General features: G+C 41.4%; 26 protein-coding genes. 17 read left to right on the top strand and 9 right to left on the bottom strand.

Features of this window, described 5'->3' with window-relative positions; translation table 11 throughout:
• Nucleotides 1-112: 112 nt before the first annotated feature.
• The 3 genes from C0V70_RS12640 to C0V70_RS12630 form a co-directional block, all read right to left on the bottom strand.
• Nucleotides 113-313, bottom strand: coding sequence for a hypothetical protein (locus C0V70_RS12640; protein ID WP_102244224.1), 201 nt, complete (start codon nt 311-313; stop codon nt 113-115).
• 154 nt (nt 314-467) lie between these two features.
• On the bottom strand, nt 468-938 hold the full coding sequence (locus C0V70_RS12635; protein WP_102244223.1) for a hypothetical protein: 471 nt from the start codon (nt 936-938) through the stop codon (nt 468-470).
• Between the two features lie 97 nt (nt 939-1,035).
• Nucleotides 1,036-1,479 carry a hypothetical protein gene (locus tag C0V70_RS12630; protein WP_102244222.1) on the bottom strand — a complete coding sequence of 148 codons (444 nt, stop codon included), beginning with the start codon at nt 1,477-1,479 and terminating at the stop codon, nt 1,036-1,038.
• Nucleotides 1,480-1,592: 113 nt separating this feature from the next.
• Between C0V70_RS12630 and C0V70_RS12625 the strand changes: the two genes are divergently transcribed.
• The 5 genes from C0V70_RS12625 to C0V70_RS12605 all read left to right on the top strand — a co-directional run bounded on the left by C0V70_RS12625 (nt 1,593) and on the right by C0V70_RS12605 (nt 6,099).
• Nucleotides 1,593-2,822, top strand: a complete 1,230-nt coding sequence (locus C0V70_RS12625) for an MFS transporter (RefSeq protein WP_158649674.1) — start codon at nt 1,593-1,595, stop codon at nt 2,820-2,822.
• 106 nt (nt 2,823-2,928) lie between these two features.
• Nucleotides 2,929-3,255 (top strand): FHA domain-containing protein, encoded by a 327-nt coding sequence (locus tag C0V70_RS12620; protein ID WP_102244220.1) that lies wholly within the window; start codon nt 2,929-2,931, stop codon nt 3,253-3,255.
• Between the two features lie 185 nt (nt 3,256-3,440).
• On the top strand, nt 3,441-5,159 hold the full coding sequence (locus C0V70_RS19295) for an ABC transporter ATP-binding protein (protein ID WP_102244219.1): 1,719 nt from the start codon (nt 3,441-3,443) through the stop codon (nt 5,157-5,159).
• Between the two features lie 2 nt (nt 5,160-5,161).
• Nucleotides 5,162-5,785 carry a hypothetical protein gene (locus C0V70_RS12610; RefSeq protein WP_102244218.1) on the top strand — a complete coding sequence of 208 codons (624 nt, stop codon included), beginning with the start codon at nt 5,162-5,164 and terminating at the stop codon, nt 5,783-5,785.
• A complete protein-coding gene (locus C0V70_RS12605; RefSeq protein WP_102244217.1) occupies nt 5,782-6,099 on the top strand; it encodes a DMT family transporter in 318 nt (105 codons plus the stop codon). Before C0V70_RS12610 ends, C0V70_RS12605 begins: the two co-directional genes overlap by 4 nt.
• 3 nt (nt 6,100-6,102) lie before the next feature.
• Here C0V70_RS12605 and C0V70_RS12600 read toward each other — a convergent pair whose 3' ends face one another.
• Entirely contained in the window at nt 6,103-6,531 is a 429-nt protein-coding gene (locus C0V70_RS12600) for a hypothetical protein (protein WP_102244216.1), read from the bottom strand.
• A gap of 94 nt (nt 6,532-6,625) precedes the next feature.
• Nucleotides 6,626-7,528, bottom strand: a complete 903-nt coding sequence (locus C0V70_RS12595; protein WP_158649673.1) for an NAD(P)/FAD-dependent oxidoreductase — start codon at nt 7,526-7,528, stop codon at nt 6,626-6,628.
• Nucleotides 7,529-7,637: 109 nt separating this feature from the next.
• On the opposite strand from C0V70_RS12595, the gene C0V70_RS12590 reads away from it, so the two are divergent.
• The 4 genes from C0V70_RS12590 (at nt 7,638) to C0V70_RS12575 (ending at nt 12,544) form a co-directional block, all read left to right on the top strand.
• Entirely contained in the window at nt 7,638-8,561 is a 924-nt protein-coding gene (locus C0V70_RS12590) for a LysR family transcriptional regulator (RefSeq protein ID WP_102244214.1), read from the top strand.
• A gap of 72 nt (nt 8,562-8,633) precedes the next feature.
• On the top strand, nt 8,634-10,274 hold the full coding sequence (locus tag C0V70_RS12585) for an acyl-CoA dehydrogenase family protein (protein WP_102244213.1): 1,641 nt from the start codon (nt 8,634-8,636) through the stop codon (nt 10,272-10,274).
• Nucleotides 10,275-10,403: 129 nt separating this feature from the next.
• Nucleotides 10,404-11,522: a DegT/DnrJ/EryC1/StrS family aminotransferase gene (locus C0V70_RS12580; RefSeq protein WP_102244212.1), complete on the top strand. Its 1,119-nt coding sequence runs from the start codon at nt 10,404-10,406 to the stop codon at nt 11,520-11,522.
• Between the two features lie 161 nt (nt 11,523-11,683).
• Complete coding sequence (locus tag C0V70_RS12575) at nt 11,684-12,544, top strand: pirin family protein (protein ID WP_102244211.1); 861 nt, start codon at nt 11,684-11,686, stop codon at nt 12,542-12,544.
• A gap of 29 nt (nt 12,545-12,573) precedes the next feature.
• Here the strand turns inward: C0V70_RS12575 and C0V70_RS12570 are convergent, their stop codons facing one another.
• On the bottom strand, nt 12,574-13,473 hold the full coding sequence (locus tag C0V70_RS12570; RefSeq protein WP_102244210.1) for a DUF72 domain-containing protein: 900 nt from the start codon (nt 13,471-13,473) through the stop codon (nt 12,574-12,576).
• Nucleotides 13,474-13,691: 218 nt separating this feature from the next.
• Between C0V70_RS12570 and C0V70_RS12565 the strand changes: the two genes are divergently transcribed.
• On the top strand, nt 13,692-15,173 hold the full coding sequence (locus C0V70_RS12565; RefSeq protein WP_102244209.1) for an FMN-binding glutamate synthase family protein: 1,482 nt from the start codon (nt 13,692-13,694) through the stop codon (nt 15,171-15,173).
• Here C0V70_RS12565 and C0V70_RS12560 read toward each other — a convergent pair.
• Nucleotides 15,170-15,775 carry an inorganic pyrophosphatase gene (locus C0V70_RS12560; protein WP_102244208.1) on the bottom strand — a complete coding sequence of 202 codons (606 nt, stop codon included), beginning with the start codon at nt 15,773-15,775 and terminating at the stop codon, nt 15,170-15,172. The two genes, C0V70_RS12565 and C0V70_RS12560, sit on opposite strands and share 4 nt — an antisense overlap.
• Before the next feature lie 193 nt (nt 15,776-15,968).
• Between C0V70_RS12560 and C0V70_RS12555 the strand changes: the two genes are divergently transcribed.
• From C0V70_RS12555 to C0V70_RS12530, 6 genes are all read left to right on the top strand, one after another.
• The gene (locus C0V70_RS12555; protein WP_102244207.1) at nt 15,969-16,754 is read left to right on the top strand and encodes a S1 family peptidase; all 786 of its coding nucleotides are present in this window, start codon (nt 15,969-15,971) and stop codon (nt 16,752-16,754) included.
• A 97-nt stretch (nt 16,755-16,851) separates the two neighbouring features.
• On the top strand, nt 16,852-17,328 hold the full coding sequence (locus tag C0V70_RS12550; protein WP_102245501.1) for a methylated-DNA--[protein]-cysteine S-methyltransferase: 477 nt from the start codon (nt 16,852-16,854) through the stop codon (nt 17,326-17,328).
• Nucleotides 17,329-17,359: 31 nt separating this feature from the next.
• Nucleotides 17,360-18,256 (top strand): EamA family transporter, encoded by an 897-nt coding sequence (locus C0V70_RS12545; protein ID WP_102244206.1) that lies wholly within the window; start codon nt 17,360-17,362, stop codon nt 18,254-18,256.
• A gap of 58 nt (nt 18,257-18,314) precedes the next feature.
• On the top strand, nt 18,315-19,898 hold the full coding sequence (locus tag C0V70_RS12540) for a HAMP domain-containing methyl-accepting chemotaxis protein (protein WP_102244205.1): 1,584 nt from the start codon (nt 18,315-18,317) through the stop codon (nt 19,896-19,898).
• Nucleotides 19,899-20,090: 192 nt separating this feature from the next.
• Nucleotides 20,091-20,525, top strand: coding sequence for a hypothetical protein (locus tag C0V70_RS12535; protein WP_102244204.1), 435 nt, complete (start codon nt 20,091-20,093; stop codon nt 20,523-20,525).
• Nucleotides 20,526-21,293: a transglycosylase SLT domain-containing protein gene (locus C0V70_RS12530; RefSeq protein WP_102244203.1), complete on the top strand. Its 768-nt coding sequence runs from the start codon at nt 20,526-20,528 to the stop codon at nt 21,291-21,293.
• Here C0V70_RS12530 and C0V70_RS12525 read toward each other — a convergent pair whose 3' ends face one another.
• Nucleotides 21,294-22,637, bottom strand: a complete 1,344-nt coding sequence (locus C0V70_RS12525) for a tetratricopeptide repeat protein (protein ID WP_102244202.1) — start codon at nt 22,635-22,637, stop codon at nt 21,294-21,296.
• Nucleotides 22,630-23,085 (bottom strand): hypothetical protein, encoded by a 456-nt coding sequence (locus C0V70_RS12520; protein WP_102244201.1) that lies wholly within the window; start codon nt 23,083-23,085, stop codon nt 22,630-22,632. The genes C0V70_RS12525 and C0V70_RS12520 overlap by 8 nt, the downstream gene beginning before the upstream one ends.
• A 174-nt stretch (nt 23,086-23,259) precedes the next feature.
• Here C0V70_RS12520 and C0V70_RS12515 point away from each other — a divergent pair, with 174 nt between their 5' ends.
• A complete protein-coding gene (locus C0V70_RS12515) occupies nt 23,260-23,739 on the top strand; it encodes a hypothetical protein (RefSeq protein WP_102244200.1) in 480 nt (159 codons plus the stop codon).
• Nucleotides 23,740-23,853: the final 114 nt, after the last annotated feature.

The raw sequence follows: 23,853 nt of genomic DNA, 5'->3' as shown, positions 1-23,853 counted from the left end.
TAATCTATCTAAGAGATTGTATATAGAATGCACTTTTTCATTGGGCAGAGCGTGTAGGGAGGTGGGAAGTATAACTTCCCACCGGTGTTTCTATGAGGGGGGAGAAGATCTACTATTTGTTAACAGTAGATTGTGTTGATGGTTGGGCCAGTTTTTCTTTCACGCAGTTTTTTAATTCCTTTTTGATTTTTCCTTCTGCTTTACAAGATTCATAGGCTACTTTTCTTAACTCTTTATTGTGTTCAACTTTTGTTCCTGCAAAAGCACTCATTGATGAAAGTGTTAGGGCCATAATGACTAATGCATTTTTCATAAATCTCTCCTTTACTGAAAGTCACTCACCATGAATGGCTTTGTTCATGAAATCATCTTGCTCTCATGGGATTAAGAAGAAATTTAAAAAGGATTAAAAGAATTTAATGTGAAATTTGGGCAAAAAAAAGCCCCTCGGGTGAGGGGCCTTAGTATTAGAAGCCTCTTAGGCGGTTTTCAATAACTGCTTTGTAGATCTCTTGGTGCTCTGCTGATTTTGGGTCGATGATTTTACGAACTTCTCTTAGAGTTCTAAAACCATTGTCCAGTCTCTTTTTATCAAGAGCTTTGATTTTGTTTCTTAGGGTGTTGAATTCTTTCTCGTTCATTTTTGGAGCAAGAACAGTTTCAACCATCACAACTTTTGTTTTTTCGATTTCTTCTGTAATTTCTTTGCGCTCAGCTGCTGCTTTTTCTTCAAGAGCAAGAAGCTTGTCTTTTTTATCTTGAGAAAGAGCAGAGGCCTGGATTTGTTCTTTTACTGTGTGCTCAATTGATTTTGTCATTGAAGCTGGAACAGCTTTGACTTCTTGTTCTACTTTTTCAGTTGTTGTTTTGTTACTTGCACAGCTTGAAACTACAAGCACAGCTGCCATCATAGCGATCAGGGATAAACTCTTCTTCATAAAATCTCCAAAAAATTGTTATGCCCAATACTATATAAGATATTTAGGAAAAATGAAGTCTTTCATTCGGATTAAATAGAATGTTGCGGTGTGAGAATTAGTCCAACACTTCAATGATGGCAATTGTCGCAGTCAATGAGCTTTGGTTGTACTGCAGAATACGCACTTTAGTGCCTTCTTTTAGAAAAAGTGCGCTATTTTTATCGACGCCGCGGATGATGTCAGCGGCCTTTGTGTACATATAGGTGTCTTTTGTCAGCTTTAAAACTGTCCCAGGTCTTACAATAAAATCACCAATAGGTGTCCAGTCTTTTTGAAGCACTCTATCGCGTTCAATATCTTCACCTAAAACATACTTAGCTGAAGAAATCTCTTCTCTTAGTGTTTTGGTCTTACCTAAAAAAATGAAACCAATGCTTTTGGGAGTTGAAACAATATTTGTGGCTCCAGAAGCGGGGATTCTCTCTGATTCAGAAAGCTGTGCGCATCCAGAGGCAAGAAGAAAGAGTGAAAATAAGAATGTGATATTTGATTTTTTCATGGAAGACCTATCGGATAAAAATGTCTTTAAATAAATATTACAGACTAATAAAAATATATTACTCGGGTATATTTCCCGAGGCGACTTTAGAAATTAGTGATAGTTTATCCTCCATGATCAAGGCACTAAAACAGCCTCAAATTTTGCGTCTCTGGTTTGGCCAGGCCTTCTCTTCTATTGGCGATGAAATCTATCGCGTAGGTCTCATCTGGCTTGCTGTAGGGCTTATGGGCCCCGACACAGGTTATCTGGCAGCAGGGCAGACTGCTTCACTCATGTTGCTTTCTTTTATTGGTGGCAAGTGGGCCGATCGCTGGAATCCAAGGCGAACAATGATGTGTGTGGATTTTATCCGGGCACTTATTGTTCTGACTCCAGTCATTGTTTCTTTTTTTATGCCCACGCCACTAGCTCTCTTGTGGGTGATGGCCTTTACACTGGCAGGACTCAGCGCTTTTTTTGATCCTGCAACTCAAGGGCTTATTCCAATTCTTGCAGGTAGTGCAGAGTTGATGCAGTCAACGAATGGTTTAATGAGTACAACTATTCGCATGGCCCGCATGATTGGCCCTGCCATTGTGGGGCTCTTATCGGCCTTTATTCCGATGATTCATTTCTTCACTATCGATGCTGTGACATTTTGTGTGTCAGCTTACTGTGTTTATTCCTTAAAGAAATACATCCCGCCGATGGATTACTCAAAAATGCCCAAGAGCAATTTTAAAACGGCCGTGCTTTCAGGTTTCCATTTGGCCCGCAGTGTTCCGGGAATGGATTACGTTTTCTTTTCTAAAGCCGTCACTGCTGGTTGCTGGAACCTGGTTATCGCGATTGGCTTTCCACTCTTAGTGCATGAGATGAGTGGCAATGATGCCCGCTATTTTGGATTAGTCATGGCCTCGTATGGAGTAGGGAATTTTATTGGCGCTCTTTATTTTGGGAATATGGAGAGAAAAAGACTATGGGGGCTTTATTTTTATGGACTGCTCTTTTTAGGAACTGGTTTTATTTTAATTGGCCTTGCTCCTAATGTTGAATGGATTATTCTGGCCTCAGCGTTTGCAGGATTTTTTGGGCCGATGAATGACCTGGCCTTTATTGATATGCTCCAGAAAAAATTTAAAGTGCAGGACCTGACTAAAATGTTTCGACTTCGCCTGGCCTCAGAGTCGAGCATGACTTTGATCTTCACCCTTATTTCGCCTTGGTTGATTCGTACTACTTCGGTTCGCACATCTATTCTTATTGGTGGAGGGATTTGGCTTCTTTGCGCTTTCGTTGGACTCATGATGCATAAAAGTTTTCACAAATCTTATCAAACTTCACAAGAGCTTCATTCATAGAGGTTAATCCTTTCAGTGTCCGAGTAAGAAGTCGGACAAAAAAAATCTTTTCACAATTGACAGTAAATTATCTCAGGTCAATGATTAACGATAGAGGAGTCATTGCATGTCTATTCATATTGCTTTTTATCAAGGCGAGATGAAGCTCACTACTGTTGAGCTAAAAAAGAAAACTTATCTTGGCCGTAGCCAGGAAAATGATATTGCTATTGATGATCCTAGCCTTTCTTCAACTCATTGTATGATTGAGATTGATCCCAATAATTTTATTCAAGTCTATGACCTCAATTCAAAAAACGGAATCCATTTTGGCGGCAAACGTGTCGCTTCTCATACTTTGCTCGTGGATCAGCGTTTATATTTTGGTTCGCACCACATCATGATAGAAAAGCAGTTTTTGACTCCCGAAGAGGCCCAACGTTTACGCGCGTAAAATAATTTGAGTCGCGTTATCCCTTGAAATACTTTATGATTTAAGTTGGAATACTAATGTTTGACCATTCAAACTCTTTCTAATACACTCATCTCGCATTCTTGTCTTTTTTTCGTTCAACTTCGCTCGATGCCAGCTACAATGTTCTCTTATAGGAAAAATAGAGAGGATAAGAAGAATTTATTATGAGTACAAACCAAGAAAACTTAATTGAGATCAGAAACCTTAACGTCACTTTCATCTCTGATGGGAAAGTGGTTAAGGCCGTTAAAGATTTAAACCTTAACATTCCTCACGGAAAGACTATTGGTCTTGTAGGTGAGTCTGGTTCAGGAAAATCAGTAACATCTCTGGCGATCATGAGACTGCTTCCAGATCACGGTGGGATTAAAATCACCGGAGAAATTTTATACAAAGGTCAGAACCTTTTAAATCTTTCGATGAAAGAGATGAGACAGGTGAGAGGAAATAAGATCTCTATGATCTTCCAGGAACCAATGACCAGCTTAAACCCGGTATTCACCGTTGGTCAGCAGATCGATGAAACGATTCTTCTTCACCAGGATCTCTCACGTGAAGAAGCAAGAAAAAGAACAATTGAGCTTCTAACAGAAGTAGGAATTCCCGATCCATCAAATAAAGTAAACGCTTACCCTCACGAAATGTCAGGTGGACAAAAACAACGTGTAATGATCGCGATGGCGATGGCGTGTGAGCCAGAACTTCTGATCTGTGATGAGCCGACAACAGCTCTGGACGTTACGATTCAGCAACAGGTTTTAAACCTGATGATTGAACTTCAGAAAAAACACAAGATGAGTATGCTTTTCATCACGCACGACCTTTCAGTCGTTGCCGATATCGCTGATCAGGTTGCGGTTATGTACCGTGGAGACATGGTTGAACAAAAGACCTGTAAAGAGCTTTTCGAAAATCCAGAACACCCATACACAAAAGGTCTTCTGGCGTGTAGACCAAAACTGGATAAAAATCCAAAACGTCTTCCGACGGTTGATGAAATCCTAAAAGATGAAAAAGCTTTCTATCAAGCACTGGTTGACTACAAAGTCCCAAGATCAGTTGATGAAGCAAAGAACCCGGTGATTCTTGAACTTCAAAATTTGAAAAAATACTACCCAATCAAAGGTGGCATCTTTGGCCGCAAGGTAAAAGATTTTAAAGCAGTTGATGATGTTTCAATCAAGATCAGAAAGGGAAGAACTTTCGGTCTGGTAGGAGAGTCTGGTTGCGGGAAAACAACTCTTGGAAGAACAATCCTAAGATTGATTGAACCGACTGAAGGAAAAATCATTTACATGGGAGAAAACATTGTTGAGAAAAACCCGGAAGAGATGCGTGCATTAAGAAGAAAAATGCAGATCATTTTCCAGGACCCGTTCTCGTCAATGAACCCAAGAATGACGATTGGAGATATCATCACTGAACCTCTAGTCATCCACGATATTGGAACGAAAAAAGAGCGTCTGGAAACAGCGGCAATGCTTTTAGAGAAAGTAGGTCTTTCGGCCGATGCTCTAAACCGTTACCCGCATGAGTTCTCAGGTGGACAGAGACAGCGTATTTGTATTGCGCGCGCTCTTACACTAAAGCCAGAATTTTTAATTTGTGACGAATCAGTTTCTGCTCTCGACGTGTCTGTTCAGGCGCAGGTATTAAACCTGCTTCAGGACCTTCAGGACGAGATGGGACTGACATATATTTTTATTTCTCACGACCTTTCAGTTGTTAAGTACATGTCGGATGAAATCGCTGTTATGAACAGCGGGAAGATTGTTGAACTTGCAGACGCAGAGACAATCTACAACAATCCAAAAAATGCTTACACGCAGAAGTTAATTGCTGCCATTCCAAAGGGTCGTCCGGGAACATTTGCACAAGGCTAATAATGGAAACGGCTAGAAATGCCAGAGTGCTTTTAAAGAGCACTAACCAGGGAACTCTCACGCTTTTAACCAAGCACTACAACGAGTACTTCCCGATGTCGCAGAATCTCCCTTTCGTCTTATCAACAGAGGGAGAAATTCTTTTTTATCTCAATAATCTTGAGATCAAAAACAGAGGCATCAAAGATTACAACCGTGCAGGCCTTTACGTGAGTCAGGGCCTTGAAGCGGTAGAGATCATGGGGCGCCTGATTCCATTTTCACCAACAGACCTTCGCTACAACCGCATAACGTCTCAGTTTTTTGTTATTCACAAGGATATGCAGGAACTTGAAGAGACGAGTAATTATGCTTTCTACGTATTAAAAAATGATTTTGCCCGCTACTTCACGAATCCCAATGAATTTCAATCGCTTTCTTTTGAAGGCATGAAAGTGAATCCTCCGGTTTCGCCAATTGAGCTTTCACTTTTGGCGCAAGACTTTGCTGCCCATCATGTTTTTAGTGTCGATAGCGATGGGTTCTTTTTTAAAGAGCATGAAGGCCTTTCTTACAAACCTTTTGAGTCTACGCTTTATTCTGTTGAAGAAATTTCAAAAGAACTCGGCCGAATGTTTAACGTATGAGTTGGGTTTATCTTACGGTTGCGATTGTCTCTGAAGTTCTCGGCACAGTTTCACTGAAGCATTCAAATGGCATGACCAACTGGCTGCCTAATTTTGGTGTGCTTTTCTTTTATGGCCTGACAGTTTACATGCTTTCTTTAGTTGTTAAAACTATTCCTATTGGGACGGCCTATGCCATCTGGTCGGGGATGGGAACAGCTGTTGCTGTTTTAATTGGCTGGCTTTTATATTCGGAAAGAATCGAAATCGCCCACGTGCTGGGCATTCTTTGTATTGTCGTTGGCTCAGTGATTTTAAAATTTGCCGACGCTTAAAAGCTATCGGCAAACAAATCCAGGTTGTCCATTATTATCTGTGAAATTGAAATAAGCTCTTACATCAAGGTCGTTGATTAACACTTGCCCGGTGTAGTGAGTAAAAACATTGCGTCCGTCAAAGTGCGGATAAAGTCTTAAGTAAACACCAGCTGCGTCTCCACGTAAATTCGTGTCAGTTGTATAAACTTCCGGAGTTATGCGGACATTTGAGTTCGTGTACGCCTGGTTAGAGTTTTGTTTTTTCACTTTTACTGTGGCCCCAAACTCATAAAAACCAATAAATGGTTTTTCAGGAGAGATGTCTTTGGAAAAAGTGATATTGAGGATCAGGCGCTCGTCGATTGAAGGTGTGCAGTTAAGTGTTCTTACTGCATGGGCGTTTAGAGTGATAAAAGAGAACATAAGTGTCGTTAAAGTTTTTGTTTTCATAGGGCGGAGTCTATGAAAAATAAAGGGCAAAGACAACGGTCTTGATCCCATCAAAAGAATAACTTTTCACAAATGACTCGATGAAAAGATGCTATTAAAGCTCAGCGTGTCCGATTTCACTACAGGCAAAAGCTCCCGCCATTGATCCTGAAGTTGAAGCAATCAGTACACTGTGGGCCATCTCTGCCAAGTCACCCGCGATGAAAACTCCAGGAACGCTGGATTTTACTTTCATCTCAATCAGATAATTTCCTTCTGAAGTAAGAGCGCAACCGAGCTTGATTCCCAGGTCACTACTTAGAGAAGTAGGAGGCCTAATCATCATTGCATTTTTTTTATAAATGTCGCCGTTATCAAGAGTCAGGCTTTCTAGTTTGTGATTTAGACCTGAAAGATTTGTGATTCTTCCTGGATGGAATTCAATTTTTTTCTCTTGGATAAATTTTAAATTCTCTTCACTGTATCTTTTTGAACCGTTCGCGAAAATGCTGATGGAAGATGAAAGAGGTTTAACAATGCCAGCAATATGCAGAGTGTATTCTGGTTCGCCAACAATGGCGAAGTCAGAACCTTTGAGTTCGTACCCGTGGCAGTAAGGGCAGTGAATCGCTGTTTCTCCCCAGTACTCACGAAGGTTAGGGAGGGTTTCCAGGTTATCTTTCACCCCATGAGCAAGGATTACTTTTTTTGCCTGCACAGACTGGCCATCTTCAAAGTATCCGACAAAAAGTGGACCTTCTTTTTTGATGTCGATGACTTTTTTATAGGCATAATCAACTTTCTCATACTTATTAATATCATTTTTTATGAGCTCTTTTAATTCCAAAGGAGACATGCCATCTCGTGAAGGAAAGTTCTGCATATGTTTAGCAGCAGCATTGCGGTAAACTTGACTGTCGCAGACTAAGGCCGTGCGTCCCACTCGTGAAATCGCTAGTGCTGCAGATAAACCAGCTGGGCCTCCACCAATAATAAGAACGTCGTATAGTGTTTTCATAGTTCCTCGCATTTTGAGTTGCATTCTTTCTGATTCAATTTTAACGTAGAGGAAAGCAGAGGAGAAGTTCCGATGCGGTATCAGTATTGATTCAAAAAAGGTATTAATTATGGACATGAGGGCCCTTAACGCTTTTATTATCACAGCAGAAGAACTCAATTTTAGAAGAGCAGCTGAGCGCCTGAATATGACTCAGCCTCCACTAAGCCGTTTGATCAACCAATTAGAGTATGAGTTAGGCAGTACACTTTTTAACCGCACGACGAGAAAAGTAGAACTCACGGGTGCAGGTATTCATTTATTCAATGAAGGAAAGAAGATCATCGACTCCATGAGGGACTTAGAGCTGGAAGTAAAGCAGCTTTCTAAGATTAAAAAAGGAGAAGTCACTATTGGCCTAAACGGACCAGTTTTCCATTCAGATATGCCTCATGTAATTAGTTCTTTTAAAGAGCAATTTAAAGATTCGAGCATTGCTTTAAAAGAGCTTCCAGTCTCAAAGCAGGTTTCAAGTTTAAAGAGCGGAGACGTTGATGTACTCATTACTATTTCTCGCTTAAATGATTCTTCACTGGTTTGTAGAGAAGTTCAGTCTCAAGAGCTTGGTCTCTGGGTTAATCGCCATCATCCACTTTCAAAGAAAAAGAAAATCAGGTTTTCTGATTTAAACAATGAGCCTTTTATCTTTCACCCTAAATCAGAAAACTTAGGATTTCAAAAAGACTTCCAGGAATTTCTAAGAGGCCATAGGGTTATCATCAGGCCTTATTATAAAAAAGCGAATGAAAGCTGTGCCAATCTGGTCGTTGTTGGCAAAGGTCACTTGCTTACTTCTAAGCGCATGGTGGATTCACGCAACGACGCGGTGTTTGTTCCGCTAGAGGATTTCTCGGCGAAAATGAAGATCTATGCTTACTGGAGCACTAAAAATAACTCAGCGCTCGTTAAAACGTTTATGCATTTTATTCAGGACGCAGGACACATTCCACCATCAGGACTTGACTCTCATTTTTGTAGTCATCCACTCAAGTAATGCGAGTTTGGAAAAAGCGCTCTCCTTTGTTAAACTAAGACGGTAAAAAAACTTATTGGCGGAGCGAGCGGCATGAATGAATTTTTTCAAGATGGTCCTGTTTTAAAAAATCAGTTTGAAGACGATCAAGTTTTAAAAAACTACATCGAAGAAAAATTGCCAAGCTCAATTAAAAAAGAAGTTACGGCCGATCTTAAACGTTTTGGTGAAAGAGTGACAAAAGACGTTTTAGAAATGGCCAAAAGTGCAGAAAGCAATTCTCCCAAACTAGTGCAGTTTGATCCATGGGGAAAGCGCATCGACACTGTTGTCGTTGACCGCGGATGGACTGATCTTCACAAAGTGAGTGCCGAAGAGCAAATCGTTAAATTAGGTTACGAAAGAAAATACGGAAGCCACTCGCGCATTGTTCAGTTTGCAAAACTTTATCTCTTTCATCCTTCAAGCGCTTTTTATTCATGCCCACTGGCCATGACTGATGGAGCAGCAAAACTCATTGAGCTTTATGGCGATCAAGAATTAAAATCCACTTACAATCACCTGACTTCTGATGTCGCAGCAGAGTTCTGGACTTCAGGTCAGTGGATGACAGAGAGAACTGGTGGATCAGATGTTTCTAATACTGAAACCATTGCCCGCAAAATTGACGGGGAGTGGAGACTCTTTGGGACGAAATGGTTTACATCAGCGATCACCAGCGAAATGTCGATGGCCCTAGCGCGCATTGAAGATGAGCAGGGAAATACAGTAAAGGGAAGCCGTGGGCTTTCACTTTTTTATATTGAAATCAAAAAGAGAGACGGGACTCTAAACAATATTGAAGTTCTTCGTTTAAAAGACAAGCTGGGAACAAAAGCTCTTCCAACGGCGGAGCTCAGACTTCAAGGTTCAAAAGCAAAACTTGTTGGAAACGTCGGCGAAGGTGTGAAGCAAATAGCTTCGATGTTTAATGTGACAAGACTTTATAATTCGGTGACGTCGATTGCTGCTTTTAGAAGAATCCTCTGCCTTGCCAGTGATTATTCAACCAGAAGAAAAGCATTCGAAAAAATTATTGATCAGCATCCTCTGACAGCACGACTTCTGGATTCTGCGAGGTCTGATTTTTATGGTGCTTTTCATTTTACTTTTTTAGTAGCTGAAATTTTCGGTAATGAAGAAGTCTTTGATGAGAGTAATATTTTTAAAACATCAAAAGAAGATTTAAATAAAATTCTTCGCGTTCTTACTCCTGTGCTAAAACTCTATACCGCAAAAAGAACAGTCCAGTGGACGAGTGAGCTTTTAGAAGTGTTTGGTGGAGCTGGTTATATCGAAGACACCGGCATTCCTCTTTTATACCGCGATAACCAGGTTTTTGCGATTTGGGAAGGGACAACGAATGTTCTAAGTTTAGATCTTCTTCGCGCTTTGAAAAAAGACCAGTCGTGGCCAATGCTCATGAACTTCTTAAAAACAGAATTGGATAAATCAACGAGAGCAGAAAAAAATAAGGTTCAGGAGAGTTTGAAGAAACTCAACCTTTGGGTGCTTGAACTTTATAAGGCGGGAGACGTGGCCTTAGAAACTGAGGCCCGCGAGCTTGCTTTTAAGCTTGCGGACCTGACTGGATGTGTGGCGTGGTTAAGAGACATGGAAGGAAGAACGGGAAGCGTGTCTTCGCAAGAAACTAAGGCGCTTTCACAATTCATCGAAAAACACCTGGCTTTTTAGAAAATGTACGCACTAATAGCTCTCGATTACTATCGGCGTTATTAAAAATCCCGATTTGAGAGGTTGCATCTTCGTTGGAGCTACTGGATAATTGAGGCGTTATTTAACACTTTATCCTCGAGAATATATATGAGCATTCAACAAGTTCCATTTATTACTTTGAATCGTTTTGAGCCTGGTTTCCGCGATGAGTTTTTAGCAGGGGTGGCTTCACTTTTTGATAAAACTCAATTCGTTGGTGGACCAATCGTTGCTGAAATGGAAGGCAACCTGGCAACGTATACAAAATCAAAACACGCAATTGGTTGCGCTAACGGAACGGATGCCATTCAAATTGCTCTTCGTGCAGTTGGTGTTGATAAGAACGACAAGGTTCTTGTTCCTGATATGACTTTCTGGGCGACGTTTGAAGCGGTTGTTAACGTGGGAGCAAATCCTGTTACTGTTGACGTTAACCGTGAAGCTTGTCACTGGGACCTGGCTACTTTTAAAAAAGCAGTAGAGCAGTTTAAACCAAAAGCGGCCATTATGGTTCACCTTTACGGATGGGTAACTCCTGAAACTTTAGAGATTAGAAAATTTGCTAAAGACGCTGGTGTTGTTCTTATTGAAGACGGTGCTCAGTGTTTTGGGACAGAAATCGACGGGCAATCAGTTGTTGGGACAGCTTTAATTGCAACGACAAGTTTCTATCCGGCAAAGGTTCTTGGTGCTTCAGGGGATGCGGGAGCGATCTTCACATCAAATGATGAGTACGCAAAAAACTGCCGCACTTTAATTAACCACGGAAGAACTGATCACTACTCTCACGGAATGATCGGATGGAACTCGCGCATTGGAGCTTACGAGTCACTCTTTTTAAATATGTCACTTAAGCACATCGACGCTCGTATTAAGAGCCGTATGAATGCAGTTAACTTCTACGAAGAAGCTCTAAAAGGTCTTCCATTCAAACCAGTTCGCGCAACTAAAAATGTAAAAGAAAACGGTTACTGTGCAGTAGGGATGATTGACCCAGCTCTAAGACCGGCACTTATTGAATCACTGAAAAAAGCAAATGTTGGTTACGGGACGATTTATCCTGGTGCCATGAGTATGCAATCGGGAGCTCCTGCTTATTTAGCTGGAAAAATCGACAACGGAAATGCTCACTACATTTCTCAAGCGGTTTTAAACCTTCCATGTTTTGCTTACATTACAACTGAAGAACTTCAGTATGTTTGCGACACTGTAAAAAAACACTTCTAATTCCCTAGGGTAAATATCCGCCCTGAAAAGTCAGGGCGGATTATCCATTAGGCCGAAAAGTCTTTCCTGTCAGCCTCTCTAATCAAGCCTCAAAAAATTTAGTATAATAAAGACTCAAGCGACTCCCTGACCCGTATCTATCTCAGGGAAGGAATTATGTTATGAAAAAAATGTTATTTTCAATCAAGAGTCACGAGTCTCACTGGGTAGGCGATGGTTTTCCCGTGAGATCCATGTTCACTTACAACAACCAGGCACGCCATCTTTCACCTTTTTTACTGATGGATTATGCCGGCCCTTATGAGTTTGCTCCAAGTGAACACATCAGAGGAGTGGGCGAGCATCCACACAGAGGTTTTGAAACAGTGACGATTGTCTACTCAGGAGAAGTTGAGCACAGAGATTCGTCTGGCGGCGGAGGCCTTATTGGTCCCGGAGATGTTCAATGGATGACGGCGGCGAGTGGACTTATTCACACTGAAAAACATGGAAAAGAATTCGCTAAAAAAGGCGGAATGTTTGAAATGGTTCAACTGTGGGTGAACTTGCCTAAGAAAGATAAAATGAGCAAACCTCGTTATCAGGGAATCAAGGACGGTGATATTCCCAAGATTGATTCAAGCGCTGGAAGTGTGCGCGTGATTGCCGGAGAGTTTGAAGGTCACAAAGGGCCTGCGATGACTTTTACTCCGATGAATCTTTGGGACATCCGTTTAAATAAAGGTCATAAGAAAACGTTTACAGTTCCGGAAAATCACACGGCAGCTTTTTTAGTGCTAAGTGGGAATGTTAAACTTCCAGAGGGAAAAGTGGTTGAGGCCGCTGAGATTGCAGTGCTTGAAACTGAAGGCACAATTTTTGAGATCGAAGCAATTGAAGATGCTAAAATTCTTTTCTTAGGTGGAGAAGTGATCAATGAACCAATCGTGGGATATGGACCTTTTGTCATGAACACGATGAATGAAATCCAGGAAGCCTTTAGTGATTTTCAATCAGGGCGAATGGGGCAAATCCAATCTTAATAAAAAAGGCAGACTTCGGTCTGCCTTTTTTATATCAAGCTTAGTAAATCTAAATTTTTTTCGAGTTTAAAATGCGGGACATTTTCATAACTCATTTGCGTGAAGACTTCTTCGGCGAGAGTCGAAAATTCAATCGTTTTTACATCATCAGGTTGATGCAAAAAAAGATAGCAGTCACGAAGACCTAATTTTTGCCATTCTTTAATTCTTAGGGCCCAGTCCCCAAGTCGCCTCTCATCACTTTCATGAAGGTTGTTGCCAATGAGCCTGATTAAAGTCCAGTTTGTCGAAAGAGTGGAGTGCAGAACATCGCGCCTTCCAGCGACGTCGGTAATAACTAGTCCAATATTCTTTCTGTTTAAGTAATCGGCCAATGGCGGAAGGATCACTCCGTTTTGAAACCAGCTTGGATGGCGAAGTTCAAGTGAGAGCTTGAATTCCGAAGGCCAGTTTTCTAAGAAACGAAAGAGCAGCATTTTATCTTTATAAGAAAACATTTCGTGGAGTTGAATAAAGCAAGGTCCAAGATTGTTTTGAATGCCGTTTAAAAACTCCCACCAATGAGACAGGAGAGTTGTATCCACCAGGCCATTTCGGGCATGAGAGATATCTTTATGAAGCTTTGGACAGAATTTAAAATCCGAGGCAACAGCAGAAAGCCATTCAGTGATTGTTTTACTATCTGGAATTCTATAATGAGTTGTATTGAGTTCAATGCAGTTAAAATTGCGGGAGTAGTGATACAAGAACTCTTGTGGCGGTGTTTTGGGAGGATAGATTTTTCCAAGCCAGTGCTTAGCTCCCCAGGCAGGGGACCCAAAATGCAACTTAAAACCATTTCCTGGAGAAACCCTCGATGCATTTCCCGGGTCTTCTATTGGCAGGGCCCAGTCGACGGAATCAATATTTTCTAGTTTCCCAAATTCCATAAAGGGATCATAAAATGATAATTTTATTGAGTCAAAGCTTACGGTTGACCTAAAAAATTATTCTGCTAATATCTCTGGCCATGGGTATGAAACACACGTCAATTTTCCAAATTTCTTCTAGAAAAACTATCGCACTATAGTTGCGACTGGATTTTTTACCCCAGTCACCATCCTTAGAGTCCCTTACATTTTTTTAAGACAACTTTTTAGGAATCTTTATGAAGAAGTTCTTCTACTTATATTTAGTTTGTGTTTCTGCACTTTCAGTTTTCGCTTATTTTTTTATGCCGTGGGCACTAGTGCTATTAGTTGTTTTATTACCACTGGCCATCGTGGGGCTAAGGGATCTATGGCAAAACTCTCATGCGATTAAAAAGAATTATCCAATCGTTGGGAATTTGCGCTACCTTTTGGAAGAAATCAGACCTGAGATCAATCAATACTTCATTGAATCCAACACGGAGGGGAGACCTTTTAGCCGTGAGGCCAGATCCATTGTCTATCAAAGGGCAAAAAAGCAGGTGGACACTATCGCTTTTGGGACTCAACAAAATTTTTATGAAGAGGGTTATGAGTTTCTCACGCATTCTCTCTACCCAACTCATATCGACCCAAAAACACTGCGAGTGCAGATTGGCAGCAAGCTTTGCATGCAACCTTACTCAGCTTCGCTTTTGAATATTTCGGCCATGAGTTATGGGTCACTTTCAAAAAATGCTATTCTTTCTCTCAACGGTGGAGCACGCGATGGAGAGTTTGCGCACAATTCAGGAGAAGGTGGGTTGTCTCCACATCATTTAAAAAATGGGGGAGATATTATCTGGCAGATAGGAACCGGGTATTTTGGCTGCCGTGATGAAGAAGGAAAATTTGACCCGGACTACTTTAAGCTCAATGCCCTAAGACCCGAAGTGAAGATGATTGAGATCAAACTCTCTCAAGGGGCAAAACCGGGGCACGGTGGGATTTTACCGGCGAGAAAAGTCACGGAAGAGATCTCAAAGATCAGAAATGTTCCCATGAGTAAGGACGTTATTTCTCCTCCGGGGCATTCTGCATTTCACGATCCTGAATCCATGATCAGGTTTATTCAAAGGCTCAGAGGTCTTTCAGGAGGAAAACCTATCGGGATTAAAATGTGTCTGGGGCATGCCCATGAGTTTGATGGATTAATTGACAGCATGAAAAAGCTCGAGCTTTATCCGGATTTTATCGTGGTCGATTGCGCTGAAGGTGGAACAGGGGCAGCTCCACTTGAGTTTTCAAATCACATCGGGACTCCGGGAAAAGATGCTCTGATTTATGTTGCTGATAAATTGCAGGAAGCTGGCCTAAGAGATGAAATCAAAATCATTGCGACAGGAAAAGTAGCGACGGCCTTTGATCTCGTCAGGCTTTTATGTCTGGGGGCCGATGCTGTTTACAGTGCTCGTTCAATGCTTTTGGCCCTGGGGTGTATCCAGGCCTTAAAATGTAATACGAATAATTGCCCGACTGGAATTGCCACTCAGAACCCAGACCTTGCTCAGGGATTGCATGTGCCCACTAAACGTTTGAGAGTGAAAAACTACCATCAGGAAACGCTTAAAATTGTCGCTGAAATGCTTGGGGCCATGGGGCTTAAGTCTCACACAGACTTAAATCGCTCTCATCTCTACCGCAGGCTTCATAATTCAGAGATCAGAAGTTATGCTGATTAGTTGAAGTGGTTTTTGTAATCTTCCATTCCCGCCTGGACAACTTTGAAGGCTTCTTCATGTCCATAGACGCTTTCAATTTTAGTTTTTGGAGGCTCGCCGGGGATGGTCTTGTAACTTAAGAAGTAGTGTCTCATGCGATCGACGATGACATGATGGATTTGTGAGATATCATGGATGCCTTCATAAAAAGGATCTCCATCTAAAACAGCTATCAGCTTGTCGTCGACTTCGCCATTATCAATCAGCTTAATCCCACCAATAATTCTTACGTCCATAATGATGTCAGCGCGCTCGATAGAGAGTTCTGAAAGAACGCAGATGTCTACCGGGTCTCCATCTCCATGAGTGGCCACTTTAGAAAGGGCCGTTGATTTCTCGGCAGAGTAGGTCTGCGGGATAAATCCATAAAGGACGGAAGGAAGAGAGGAGAATTTCTGAGGTCTATCGACTTTGATATAACCTGTCTCCTTGCAAATTTCGTATTTAATAGCATCGTTGGGAACGATTTCAATATAGGCCTTCACCACCTTTGGGGCGTCTTTGCCAATCTGGATTCCATGCCAGGGATGAGGACGACTCGTAAGAAAAGATTGTTTGCCCATAATAAACCTCCACGAGAGTCCATGTTGCCCGAGGGATTTTTGACGGTCAAGGAGAGAAAAGTAAGAGAATGTAATACCCGAGTGAAAGGTTTCGCCTCTTTCTAACTTTAAATCACATCTAAATTCGTCGCTTGTCAGAGGGTAGGGAAACTATAAAAATCTATAAACCACTTCAAACCAAGAGAGTTTAAATATGAAAATGATTTTCCTTATGCTCGCAACTCTGACAATGACGTCTGCAAACGCGGCCCTTCCAGCTTTAAAGGTAGTACCTAGAATTGTTGGTGGAGTTGAGGTTGATGCAAAAACTGATGCTTCTTTTATTGTAAGCATTGGCGGTGGATGCGCTGGTAGCATCATCGACGCTAAATGGATTCTGACAGCAGCTCACTGTAAGCCGCTTTTTACTCGCGCAGTAACTGGTGGAAGCACTAGTTTATACGCTTCAGACAGAGTGAAACTTAAGGTTCTTAAGTCATACGTTCACCCGGAATACTCATCTTCAAAGAGCTCAAACGATTTTGCTCTTCTTGAACTTGCAACTCCAATCGATTTCGAAAACACTAAGCTTTCAAAAATCGAAATGGCAGATTCTAACCTTGAAACATCTGGTGGTTTAGAAGAAGGTACAGTAGCTACAGTTCTTGGATGGGGTGTAACTCGTGAAAACGGAAGCCAGCCATCTGTGATGAGAATGGTAGATGTTCCACTTGTTAGCCGTGAGAGAGCGAACGCTCGTGAAGCTTATAACGGAGCTATCAATGAATCGATGATTGCTGCTGGATACGACCAAGGTGGAAAGGATTCTTGCCAAGGTGATTCTGGTGGACCTCTAATCGTAAAAGATGAAGTGTCTAAAAAACAAACTCTAATTGGAGTTGTAAGCTTTGGAGAAGGTTGTGCCAGAGCTAAGAAATACGGAATCTATTCTAACGTAGCTTACGGACAAGAATGGATCCAAAAAGTTATCAACAAGTAATTGTTTGAAATACGGCCGGCGCTTTATGCGCCGGCCTTTTTTTGTCCACGTCCGAATCCCGCCATTCAAATTCTTTTTCCTCACGTACAATCCTTTTATGAAAACAAAATTACATCAATGGAAATTTCATTCAGTCGTTGGTCCCATTTATCTGGTAGTTTCTGAAAAGGGGCTCAGAGGAGCTTTCTGGAAAAAACAAGATATTCCTTACGCAAATGATTTAAGTGAGCATCCACTGCTTAAAAAGACAATAGAAGAATTGTCTGAATACTTGGAAGGAAAGCGCAAGACTTTTAGTATTGAGCTTGATTTACAAGGGAGTGCGTTTCAAAAAAGTGTTTGGTCGGCGCTGTTAAAGATTCCTTACGGTGAAACATGCACCTATAGCGATATCGCCAGGAAAATAAAAAATGTTAAGGCGGTAAGGGCCGTCGGTGCGGCCAATGGAAAAAATCCCATCAGTATCATCATTCCTTGCCATCGAGTGATTGGAAGCAATGGCAAACTAACCGGTTATGCCGGAGGCCTGAAGGTGAAAGAGAAACTCCTCACTTTGGAAAAAGAACTGCTATAATAATCACACCTCTTAAGTTATAAAGTCGGTGATGATTAAAAAAGTAATGTCTCCACAATCAACCATTTTTCCTGTCCTGGTTCTCATCCTGGCGATGATTTCCATTCAGTCAGGGGCTTCACTGGCAAAAAATCTTTTTCCAGTCGCTGGGGCCATGGGAACATCGGCGTTGAGATTATTTTTTGCGGCCATCATTCTCGGAGTGATATGGAAGCCATGGAAATCGACTTTTCAAAAATCAGATCTTAAAGAACTTATTTTTTACGGTGGAAGCTTAGGGCTGATGAATCTCTTTTTCTATCTGGCCATTGCTCGCATTCCTTTGGGGATTGCTGTGGCCATCGAATTCACCGGGCCTTTAGCAATTACAGTTTTGTCTTCAAAAAAACTTTTAGATTATTTCTGGGTACTCTTAGCAGGGGCCGGAGTGCTTTTGATTCTTCCGTTGGGTGATATTCAAAATCCCATTGACGGACTGGGGATATTTCTTGCTTTCCTTGCGGCCTTCTTTTGGGCCCTCTACATTCATTTTGGAGTGCGTGCAGGAAAAAATCATTCCTCAGGTGTTGTGTCTTCTGTTGGGATGATGGTTGCGGCCATCATTGTTGTACCGGTTGGAATTGTTTCACAAGGCGTGAGCTTTTTAAGCTGGAGCATTCTGCCTTTTGGCCTTGGTGTGGCCCTTTTTTCCAGCGCGATTCCATACTCGCTGGAGATGTATTCACTTAAGCGCATTCCTAAAAAAGAATTTGGAATTCTACTGAGCCTTGAGCCTGTCTGTGCAGCACTATCAGGATTATTTTTTCTACAAGAGCGTTTGTCGTTTGTTCAGTGTATGGCAATCGCGCTCATTATCTTTGCCTCAATTGGGGTATCAATTAGCTCAGGTAAAAAGAAAATCACACCTCAAGAGCTTGATTCTCTATAGATTTTTTTTGTTTACAAAGTATACTTAGACTTAGATATGTAAGCTAAGGAGAGTGTGCATGAGTTTAAAAGGAAAATTAACGGCAGGGATGATCTTTGTCTGTATGGGGTTAATCATTCTGGCCTTGACTGGCTATTTGAGTTTAAACAACGTTGTAAAGGAATACGAAAAACTAGTTGTTCAAAGCGTTCCGAAGTTAGGGGATATTTCAGGATTACGCGCTCGTGCTGCTCAGTTGCGTGCTGATTCACTTAAGCTGACCCTGTTTGCAGAAAATGCAGAAGAATCAAAAAAAGCAATTGAAGGTTTAAATAAGTCAATCACTCGTTACCGCGAGATCACTAAAGAATATAAAGAAAAAACATTCTTCTCAAAAGAAGAAGAGCAGAAATTAAGCAGTGTCGATGAAGAAGCAGGTAAAGTTCTGGCGGCGGGAGAAAAAGTACTCGCGCTTTTTAATTCAAATGAAGCTGGAAAAGTTGAAAAAATGAAAGAGGTCCTGGTAGGGATCGAGTCGACTGCATTAGACCATCAAAAAAGACTTCTGGCCCTGGATGACTATATTGTTGAGTCAAGTGCTCAGTGGTCAAAAGATTCAAATGAACTGGCGATGAAATCAAAAACTCTCATGAGCGTGATTGCCGTTTTAACCATTGCTATCTCTATTGTTGGGGCGACGATCTTCTCTTTACGCCTCAGCAAAATTCTTCAGTACATTGCCGATCAGCTGAGCACTAGTTCAAATGAAGTAGGAAAAAATGCTGACCGTGTGAGTGATGCTTCAAATAGTCTTTCATCAAGTACGACGGAGCAGGCTTCAGCACTTCAGGAAACAGTGACAGCGACAACCGAGGTAGCGAGTATGATTCAGACGACGGCAGAAAACACGCAAAACAGCCTTGCTAAAGCAGAGTCTAGTAAACAATCAGCGATTAACGGGCAAAACGCAGTTAATAATATGCTCGCCTCAATTGATGCGATCTCTAAATCAAACAGAGAAATCAGTGAACAAGTTGAAAAGAGTAACAATGAAATGAGAGAGATAGTTGACTTGATTAACAACATCAACGAAAAAACAAAAGTTATTAATGAAATCGTTTTCCAGACGAAACTTCTTTCTTTCAACGCTTCTGTTGAAGCGGCAAGAGCGGGTGAGGCCGGAAAAGGATTTGCTGTCGTCGCTGAGGAAGTCTCAAAATTAGCAGAGATGTCAGGTGGAGCGGCCGAAGAAATCAGGACTCTACTTGAGCAAAGTAATACGCGAGTCGAGAGCATTATTAGTGCCACAAGAGAGAATGTTACAAGACTGGTCACTCAAGGGGAAGATAAGGTTCTGGCAGGAGTGCGCACGGCGGATGGTTGTAAGCGCGCCTTAGATGAAATTAATAACGACATCACTGAAATGGTGTCGATGAGTAAGCAAATTACAGAGGCCACAAAAGAGCAGTCGATGGGAGTGAGTGAAATCAACTCGGCCCTGGAGTCAATTGGTCTGGCGACTAATCAGAACGCCGATGCTTCAAGACAGTGTTCACTGGCCGCAGATGAATTAAAAGTTCAGGTTTCAAACACTCATCAGGTGGTCAATTCTCTTCTCGAAGTGATCTACGGAAATTCCAAGAAGGATGAGCAACGAGCTTAGTTTTCACAAATTTCACGGGAGCATTGCCACTTTTTAGAGGAAGCTCCCGAGGAAATTTTGTCCCTCTAAGGGCTTTAATTGCTCAAAATTATTCAAAAGCCATAAATAAATGCTTTTCTAAAATCCAGGATGATTTTAGAATTAGTGAGTCAACCTTAGAACTGTTTAAGAATCGAAGGTAAACAAGAACTTATGAAGAAAATGCTCTTACTTTCATCATTGCTTTTTGTTTCATTTAATCTCCATGCTGAACTTGCGGGAGAGTTTGAAAAAATCAGCGGACCCGATATCTGTGCCACAGGAAACCTGGGGATCAAATCTCATTTAAAAGAAAAAGAGCGTGTTCTTTTATTCGGTTCAAGTTTGAGCTTTACACTTTCTCTTGAAGATAAAGGAGAGAGCAAGGAAGTGGTTGAAGGCGGATGCACTTATCAAGTCAATTACGAAAAGAAAGTAGACTCTTTCACGGCTAAAACGATCAGGACAAACTGTCCGGATGTCGCCGAGAATGGACTGATTAATGAAAGCCTCAATTTGAATAATGATAAACTGACTTATAATTATGAATTCGTTTCTCAGAATAAAAAGAAAACAAATTATAGTTGTCACTACAATAGAAAAAAATAGATGAAGTTTTTATTTTTAACTCTATTCATGATTTCGACATCAAGTTGGGCCAACAATCCCAACGCTTGTGATAGCGCGACAGAGCTAGGAACTAAAAGATGTATCGAAGAAGTTTTAATCACGGTTAAAGAGGCCGGGGTTCCTCCTGTTGCATGCGCTAGCACGCTTGATAAAGACAATCCGGCCTGCCCACCTCTGGCAGAAGAGTTCAATGACAAGTCAGCAGAGTGTGATAAGTTTATTTCTACCTCTAAATCTGGAGGGTACGGACCGTGGGGCCGGGAAATTGTTGGCTATCTTGAGGCCAAAGGGGATGACTCTATTTTTTATAGCAATGACCTCAATGGGATGAGCAGTGGCGTAAAGGCCTGCCCTAATTGGGAGAAGATGAATAAAGATGAAAAGCAGCACTTCTGGGTGTGGGTTATGGCATCTATCGCCCATATCGAATCAACATGTGATCCGAAGGCCAGAAATGGGCAGGCGACAAATGGTGCGGCCATAGGTCTTCTCCAGCTTGATGAAAGAGCTTCGGCCAGAAAATGGCGTGGCCCAAATTGTGGCGTTAAATCGGTGAGTAATCCAAAAGAAAACTTGCGTTGCGGACTCGATATTCTGGAAGAGTTACTTAAGGGAAAACAAGGCGAATATAAAAGTAACGGTGAGATTTGGGGAAGAGGCTCGAGTTCTTATTGGCAGCACTTAAAAAAGAAAGATGGTGGAGAGATTTCCGATTTGATTCAACTCAATCCGTTTTGCAAAGGCTAATTACACCAGAGCAGTCTTAGCTTCTTCTAACAGAGCTTCAAATTCTTCTTTATGAGATGGGAAATGCCTGATGGCCTCAAAGACCTGGCCTTCGATAACTCCTAATTTTCTCTTCATCTTTGTTCCGCGCTCAATAATCCCGCGGTAGATTGACGGGTCCATGATTTTTCTTTTTAAAAGTTTTTCACCATAGTTGATGACGGATTGATGATCACTGCTAACCAAGTGAAGTGTATTAAAGTAAATCACTTCAGCATTATCCGGCCATTGTGCCAGGTCGATACTTTCAAAAGCTTCCAGCATGATTTCAGATTTATTCATTTCTTGAAAAGTGCGCGCGATACTTCTAAGCACTTCATACTTTCCATTAGAGTAATGGAAAGCACGTTTTAAAGTATCGATAGCATTATCAGTTTCACCGAGGCTAAAAAAGTATTTTCCTAAAACGGCAAGACCCGCGGCAAGTGAATTCTGGATATCAACACTAGGGGATTTTAGTGCATCAAAGACTCTTAAGTAATTGATGATGTCAGCATATTTTTGGTTGATGATTGAAAGCCTGACCAGCTCAGGTATTCTCTCTGGAAGAATAGGGTAGCTTTGGGCCATTTGCACATTGGATTCATAAGCTTTTTTAAAATCCTTCATCTGGTAGTAGAGCGCGCTCATGTCCCTCAACGTTTTATAGTGTTGCGGATTATGAAAGAAGGCCTGCTCATAGGCACTGATGGCCTCATTAAACAAACTTCTTTGTTTATAGATTTCGGCCAGGTAGTAGTAGGCTTCATAAGGATGCTGGTTAAGCGCCAGGGCCTCTTCGAAATTGGCCTGGGCAAAGTCCAGGTCTTCTTTAATTAAAAGTTCCTGGGCCAAATAAAGGCGTTTTAGATAAAGGGAAGGTGCTAGTTTATGTTTCACACCGGCCAGAATGGTGTTGATGATGGTTTGTCCAGTAAATGGGATGGAGATCAGGCCATCCATATCATAGTCGAGTGCAATGGCCGCTTCGCTTAAAGAATTTTCTTCGGTGATAACAAAGAAGCCTGCGTCTGCACGATTAGGCATGATTTTCATATGAGCACCAAACAATTCGATAGTGCTTCCTTGAGATAAGGTTTTATTGCCGATAATAAAATGAGGTTTTCTTTCGGCAATAATGTTTCTTGCTTCGTTCAGATTGTCGGTATCGAAGATATTTGAACTCTTTGATCCCAATTGAGTCAGGGTTTTTTTGACAGACGAACGCGTACTCGACGAAGGATCGACGACCAACCAGATCTTAGTTTCGAAAAATTCCAACGTCGCCATGTTTTCTTTAGCGGTCGGATCAAAATAATTACTCATTATCCTCTCTCAAGTCATGCTGGCGCATGATGAGGTTATTAATTTCTTTCTGGGCCGCTTCGTACTGCTCAATAATTTGTTTCCATTCACGGACATCGTATTGAACAAAAGTTAAAGTCGCGGCGACGGTTTTTTCTTGAGCTTCAATGTCTTCAAGTTTTTCAACTTTTGCGACCACTTCAAAAAGAGATTCTTTATAGGCTCCATTGGAAGGTAGTTTGTGTTTTAATTCTGATTGGCCATCTATAAAAAAAAGCGTGAGGCTATGCCCTCGTTGACAAACGTTGGCCGGAAGTTCAAGCACGATTCCGTTATCTTTGAGTTCTTTGATTAAGAGAACTTCAGATTTCGTAAATTGTGTATGACTTGTTTCATTTCTGATCAAAACTTTATGGCCGCAGCGCTTGAACGTTTTGGTAGAAATACATTGTGAGAGTAAAGCACCCATACGTTCATTATAGGTGATTAATCCAAAAGGATGAGAAAAATAATGAAAAAGATTTTTGATATTAGGTAGTAAGAAGCTCAACATTAAGAAAAAAACATTTTAAACAAAGAGAGTTTACAAGCCGCTGTGCCCATTTTTAGGATGAAGTTGAGGCCCTATCTTAAGGAGGAGAAGATGAAGACGCTACTTACATTTGCCCTGTTATTTTCAATGAATTCTCTTTATTCCAAAACAAATTTTCATGAGGCAAGACTCTTAACAAAGACAGAGGTGAGCTCTCTGCATTCGTCAGTCGATCGCGTCCTTCCAAAATTTGTTGAGTTTGAAAAAATGATTAATGGAGAAGATTCCGACAGTCTCTATTTAGTCAACGGATGCTCAAAAGATATCATTGCGTTTGTAAAATACTACAGCGTGGAAGGAGAGTGGACTGAGTCAGATTTCTGGCAGCTTTCGGAAAACCAATACGCCTATATTGGTGAAACTCAAAACGAATTTTATTACCCGGGCGCACTCTCTACTGACGGCACTCTCGTCTGGGGAGACATCCCTATTGTCTTTAAAGGCTATGATGTTTTTGTCAGTGAAATGAGAATCACCAGTGATGATTGGGGAGATTGGTATCACACTTTTACTTGTGACTCACTTAAATAGCTATTGTTAACTTTTCATTAGGGGAATCTCAAGGGAACCTTTGGTTCTAAATGATAAACGATGAAGAATTAAATGCTCCTTGTTGGGCATTTAATTCTTTTGCAACATTGACCG

Origin of the sequence: Bacteriovorax stolpii, assembly GCF_002872415.1 — a bacterium.
GTDB lineage: Bacteria > Bdellovibrionota > Bacteriovoracia > Bacteriovoracales > Bacteriovoracaceae > Bacteriovorax > Bacteriovorax stolpii.
The sequence above is the reverse complement of the archived record's forward strand: the minus strand, read 5'-3'. Positions and strand labels throughout refer to the sequence as shown.

What these genes read in the sequence shown, in the direction of transcription:
- C0V70_RS12635 (WP_102244223.1), bottom strand. Translation starts at nt 938, where the DNA reads ATGAAGAAGAGTTTATCCCTGATCGCTATGATGGCAGCTGTGCTTGTA.
- C0V70_RS12605 (WP_102244217.1), top strand. Translation starts at nt 5,782, where the DNA reads ATGAGTTGGGTTTATCTTACGGTTGCGATTGTCTCTGAAGTTCTCGGC.
- C0V70_RS12590 (WP_102244214.1), top strand. Translation starts at nt 7,638, where the DNA reads ATGGACATGAGGGCCCTTAACGCTTTTATTATCACAGCAGAAGAACTC.
- C0V70_RS19295 (WP_102244219.1), top strand. Translation starts at nt 3,441, where the DNA reads ATGAGTACAAACCAAGAAAACTTAATTGAGATCAGAAACCTTAACGTC.
- C0V70_RS12640 (WP_102244224.1), bottom strand. Translation starts at nt 313, where the DNA reads ATGAAAAATGCATTAGTCATTATGGCCCTAACACTTTCATCAATGAGT.
- C0V70_RS12600 (WP_102244216.1), bottom strand. Translation starts at nt 6,531, where the DNA reads ATGAAAACAAAAACTTTAACGACACTTATGTTCTCTTTTATCACTCTA.
- C0V70_RS12555 (WP_102244207.1), top strand. Translation starts at nt 15,969, where the DNA reads ATGAAAATGATTTTCCTTATGCTCGCAACTCTGACAATGACGTCTGCA.
- C0V70_RS12560 (WP_102244208.1), bottom strand. Translation starts at nt 15,775, where the DNA reads ATGGGCAAACAATCTTTTCTTACGAGTCGTCCTCATCCCTGGCATGGA.
- C0V70_RS12610 (WP_102244218.1), top strand. Translation starts at nt 5,162, where the DNA reads ATGGAAACGGCTAGAAATGCCAGAGTGCTTTTAAAGAGCACTAACCAG.
- C0V70_RS12570 (WP_102244210.1), bottom strand. Translation starts at nt 13,473, where the DNA reads ATGGAATTTGGGAAACTAGAAAATATTGATTCCGTCGACTGGGCCCTG.
- C0V70_RS12585 (WP_102244213.1), top strand. Translation starts at nt 8,634, where the DNA reads ATGAATGAATTTTTTCAAGATGGTCCTGTTTTAAAAAATCAGTTTGAA.
- C0V70_RS12525 (WP_102244202.1), bottom strand. Translation starts at nt 22,637, where the DNA reads ATGAGTAATTATTTTGATCCGACCGCTAAAGAAAACATGGCGACGTTG.
- C0V70_RS12535 (WP_102244204.1), top strand. Translation starts at nt 20,091, where the DNA reads ATGAAGAAAATGCTCTTACTTTCATCATTGCTTTTTGTTTCATTTAAT.
- C0V70_RS12580 (WP_102244212.1), top strand. Translation starts at nt 10,404, where the DNA reads ATGAGCATTCAACAAGTTCCATTTATTACTTTGAATCGTTTTGAGCCT.
- C0V70_RS12540 (WP_102244205.1), top strand. Translation starts at nt 18,315, where the DNA reads ATGAGTTTAAAAGGAAAATTAACGGCAGGGATGATCTTTGTCTGTATG.
- C0V70_RS12530 (WP_102244203.1), top strand. Translation starts at nt 20,526, where the DNA reads ATGAAGTTTTTATTTTTAACTCTATTCATGATTTCGACATCAAGTTGG.
- C0V70_RS12630 (WP_102244222.1), bottom strand. Translation starts at nt 1,479, where the DNA reads ATGAAAAAATCAAATATCACATTCTTATTTTCACTCTTTCTTCTTGCC.
- C0V70_RS12550 (WP_102245501.1), top strand. Translation starts at nt 16,852, where the DNA reads ATGAAAACAAAATTACATCAATGGAAATTTCATTCAGTCGTTGGTCCC.
- C0V70_RS12575 (WP_102244211.1), top strand. Translation starts at nt 11,684, where the DNA reads ATGAAAAAAATGTTATTTTCAATCAAGAGTCACGAGTCTCACTGGGTA.
- C0V70_RS12595 (WP_158649673.1), bottom strand. Translation starts at nt 7,528, where the DNA reads ATGAAAACACTATACGACGTTCTTATTATTGGTGGAGGCCCAGCTGGT.
- C0V70_RS12520 (WP_102244201.1), bottom strand. Translation starts at nt 23,085, where the DNA reads ATGGGTGCTTTACTCTCACAATGTATTTCTACCAAAACGTTCAAGCGC.
- C0V70_RS12515 (WP_102244200.1), top strand. Translation starts at nt 23,260, where the DNA reads ATGAAGACGCTACTTACATTTGCCCTGTTATTTTCAATGAATTCTCTT.
- C0V70_RS12625 (WP_158649674.1), top strand. Translation starts at nt 1,593, where the DNA reads ATGATCAAGGCACTAAAACAGCCTCAAATTTTGCGTCTCTGGTTTGGC.
- C0V70_RS12565 (WP_102244209.1), top strand. Translation starts at nt 13,692, where the DNA reads ATGAAGAAGTTCTTCTACTTATATTTAGTTTGTGTTTCTGCACTTTCA.
- C0V70_RS12545 (WP_102244206.1), top strand. Translation starts at nt 17,360, where the DNA reads ATGATTAAAAAAGTAATGTCTCCACAATCAACCATTTTTCCTGTCCTG.
- C0V70_RS12620 (WP_102244220.1), top strand. Translation starts at nt 2,929, where the DNA reads ATGTCTATTCATATTGCTTTTTATCAAGGCGAGATGAAGCTCACTACT.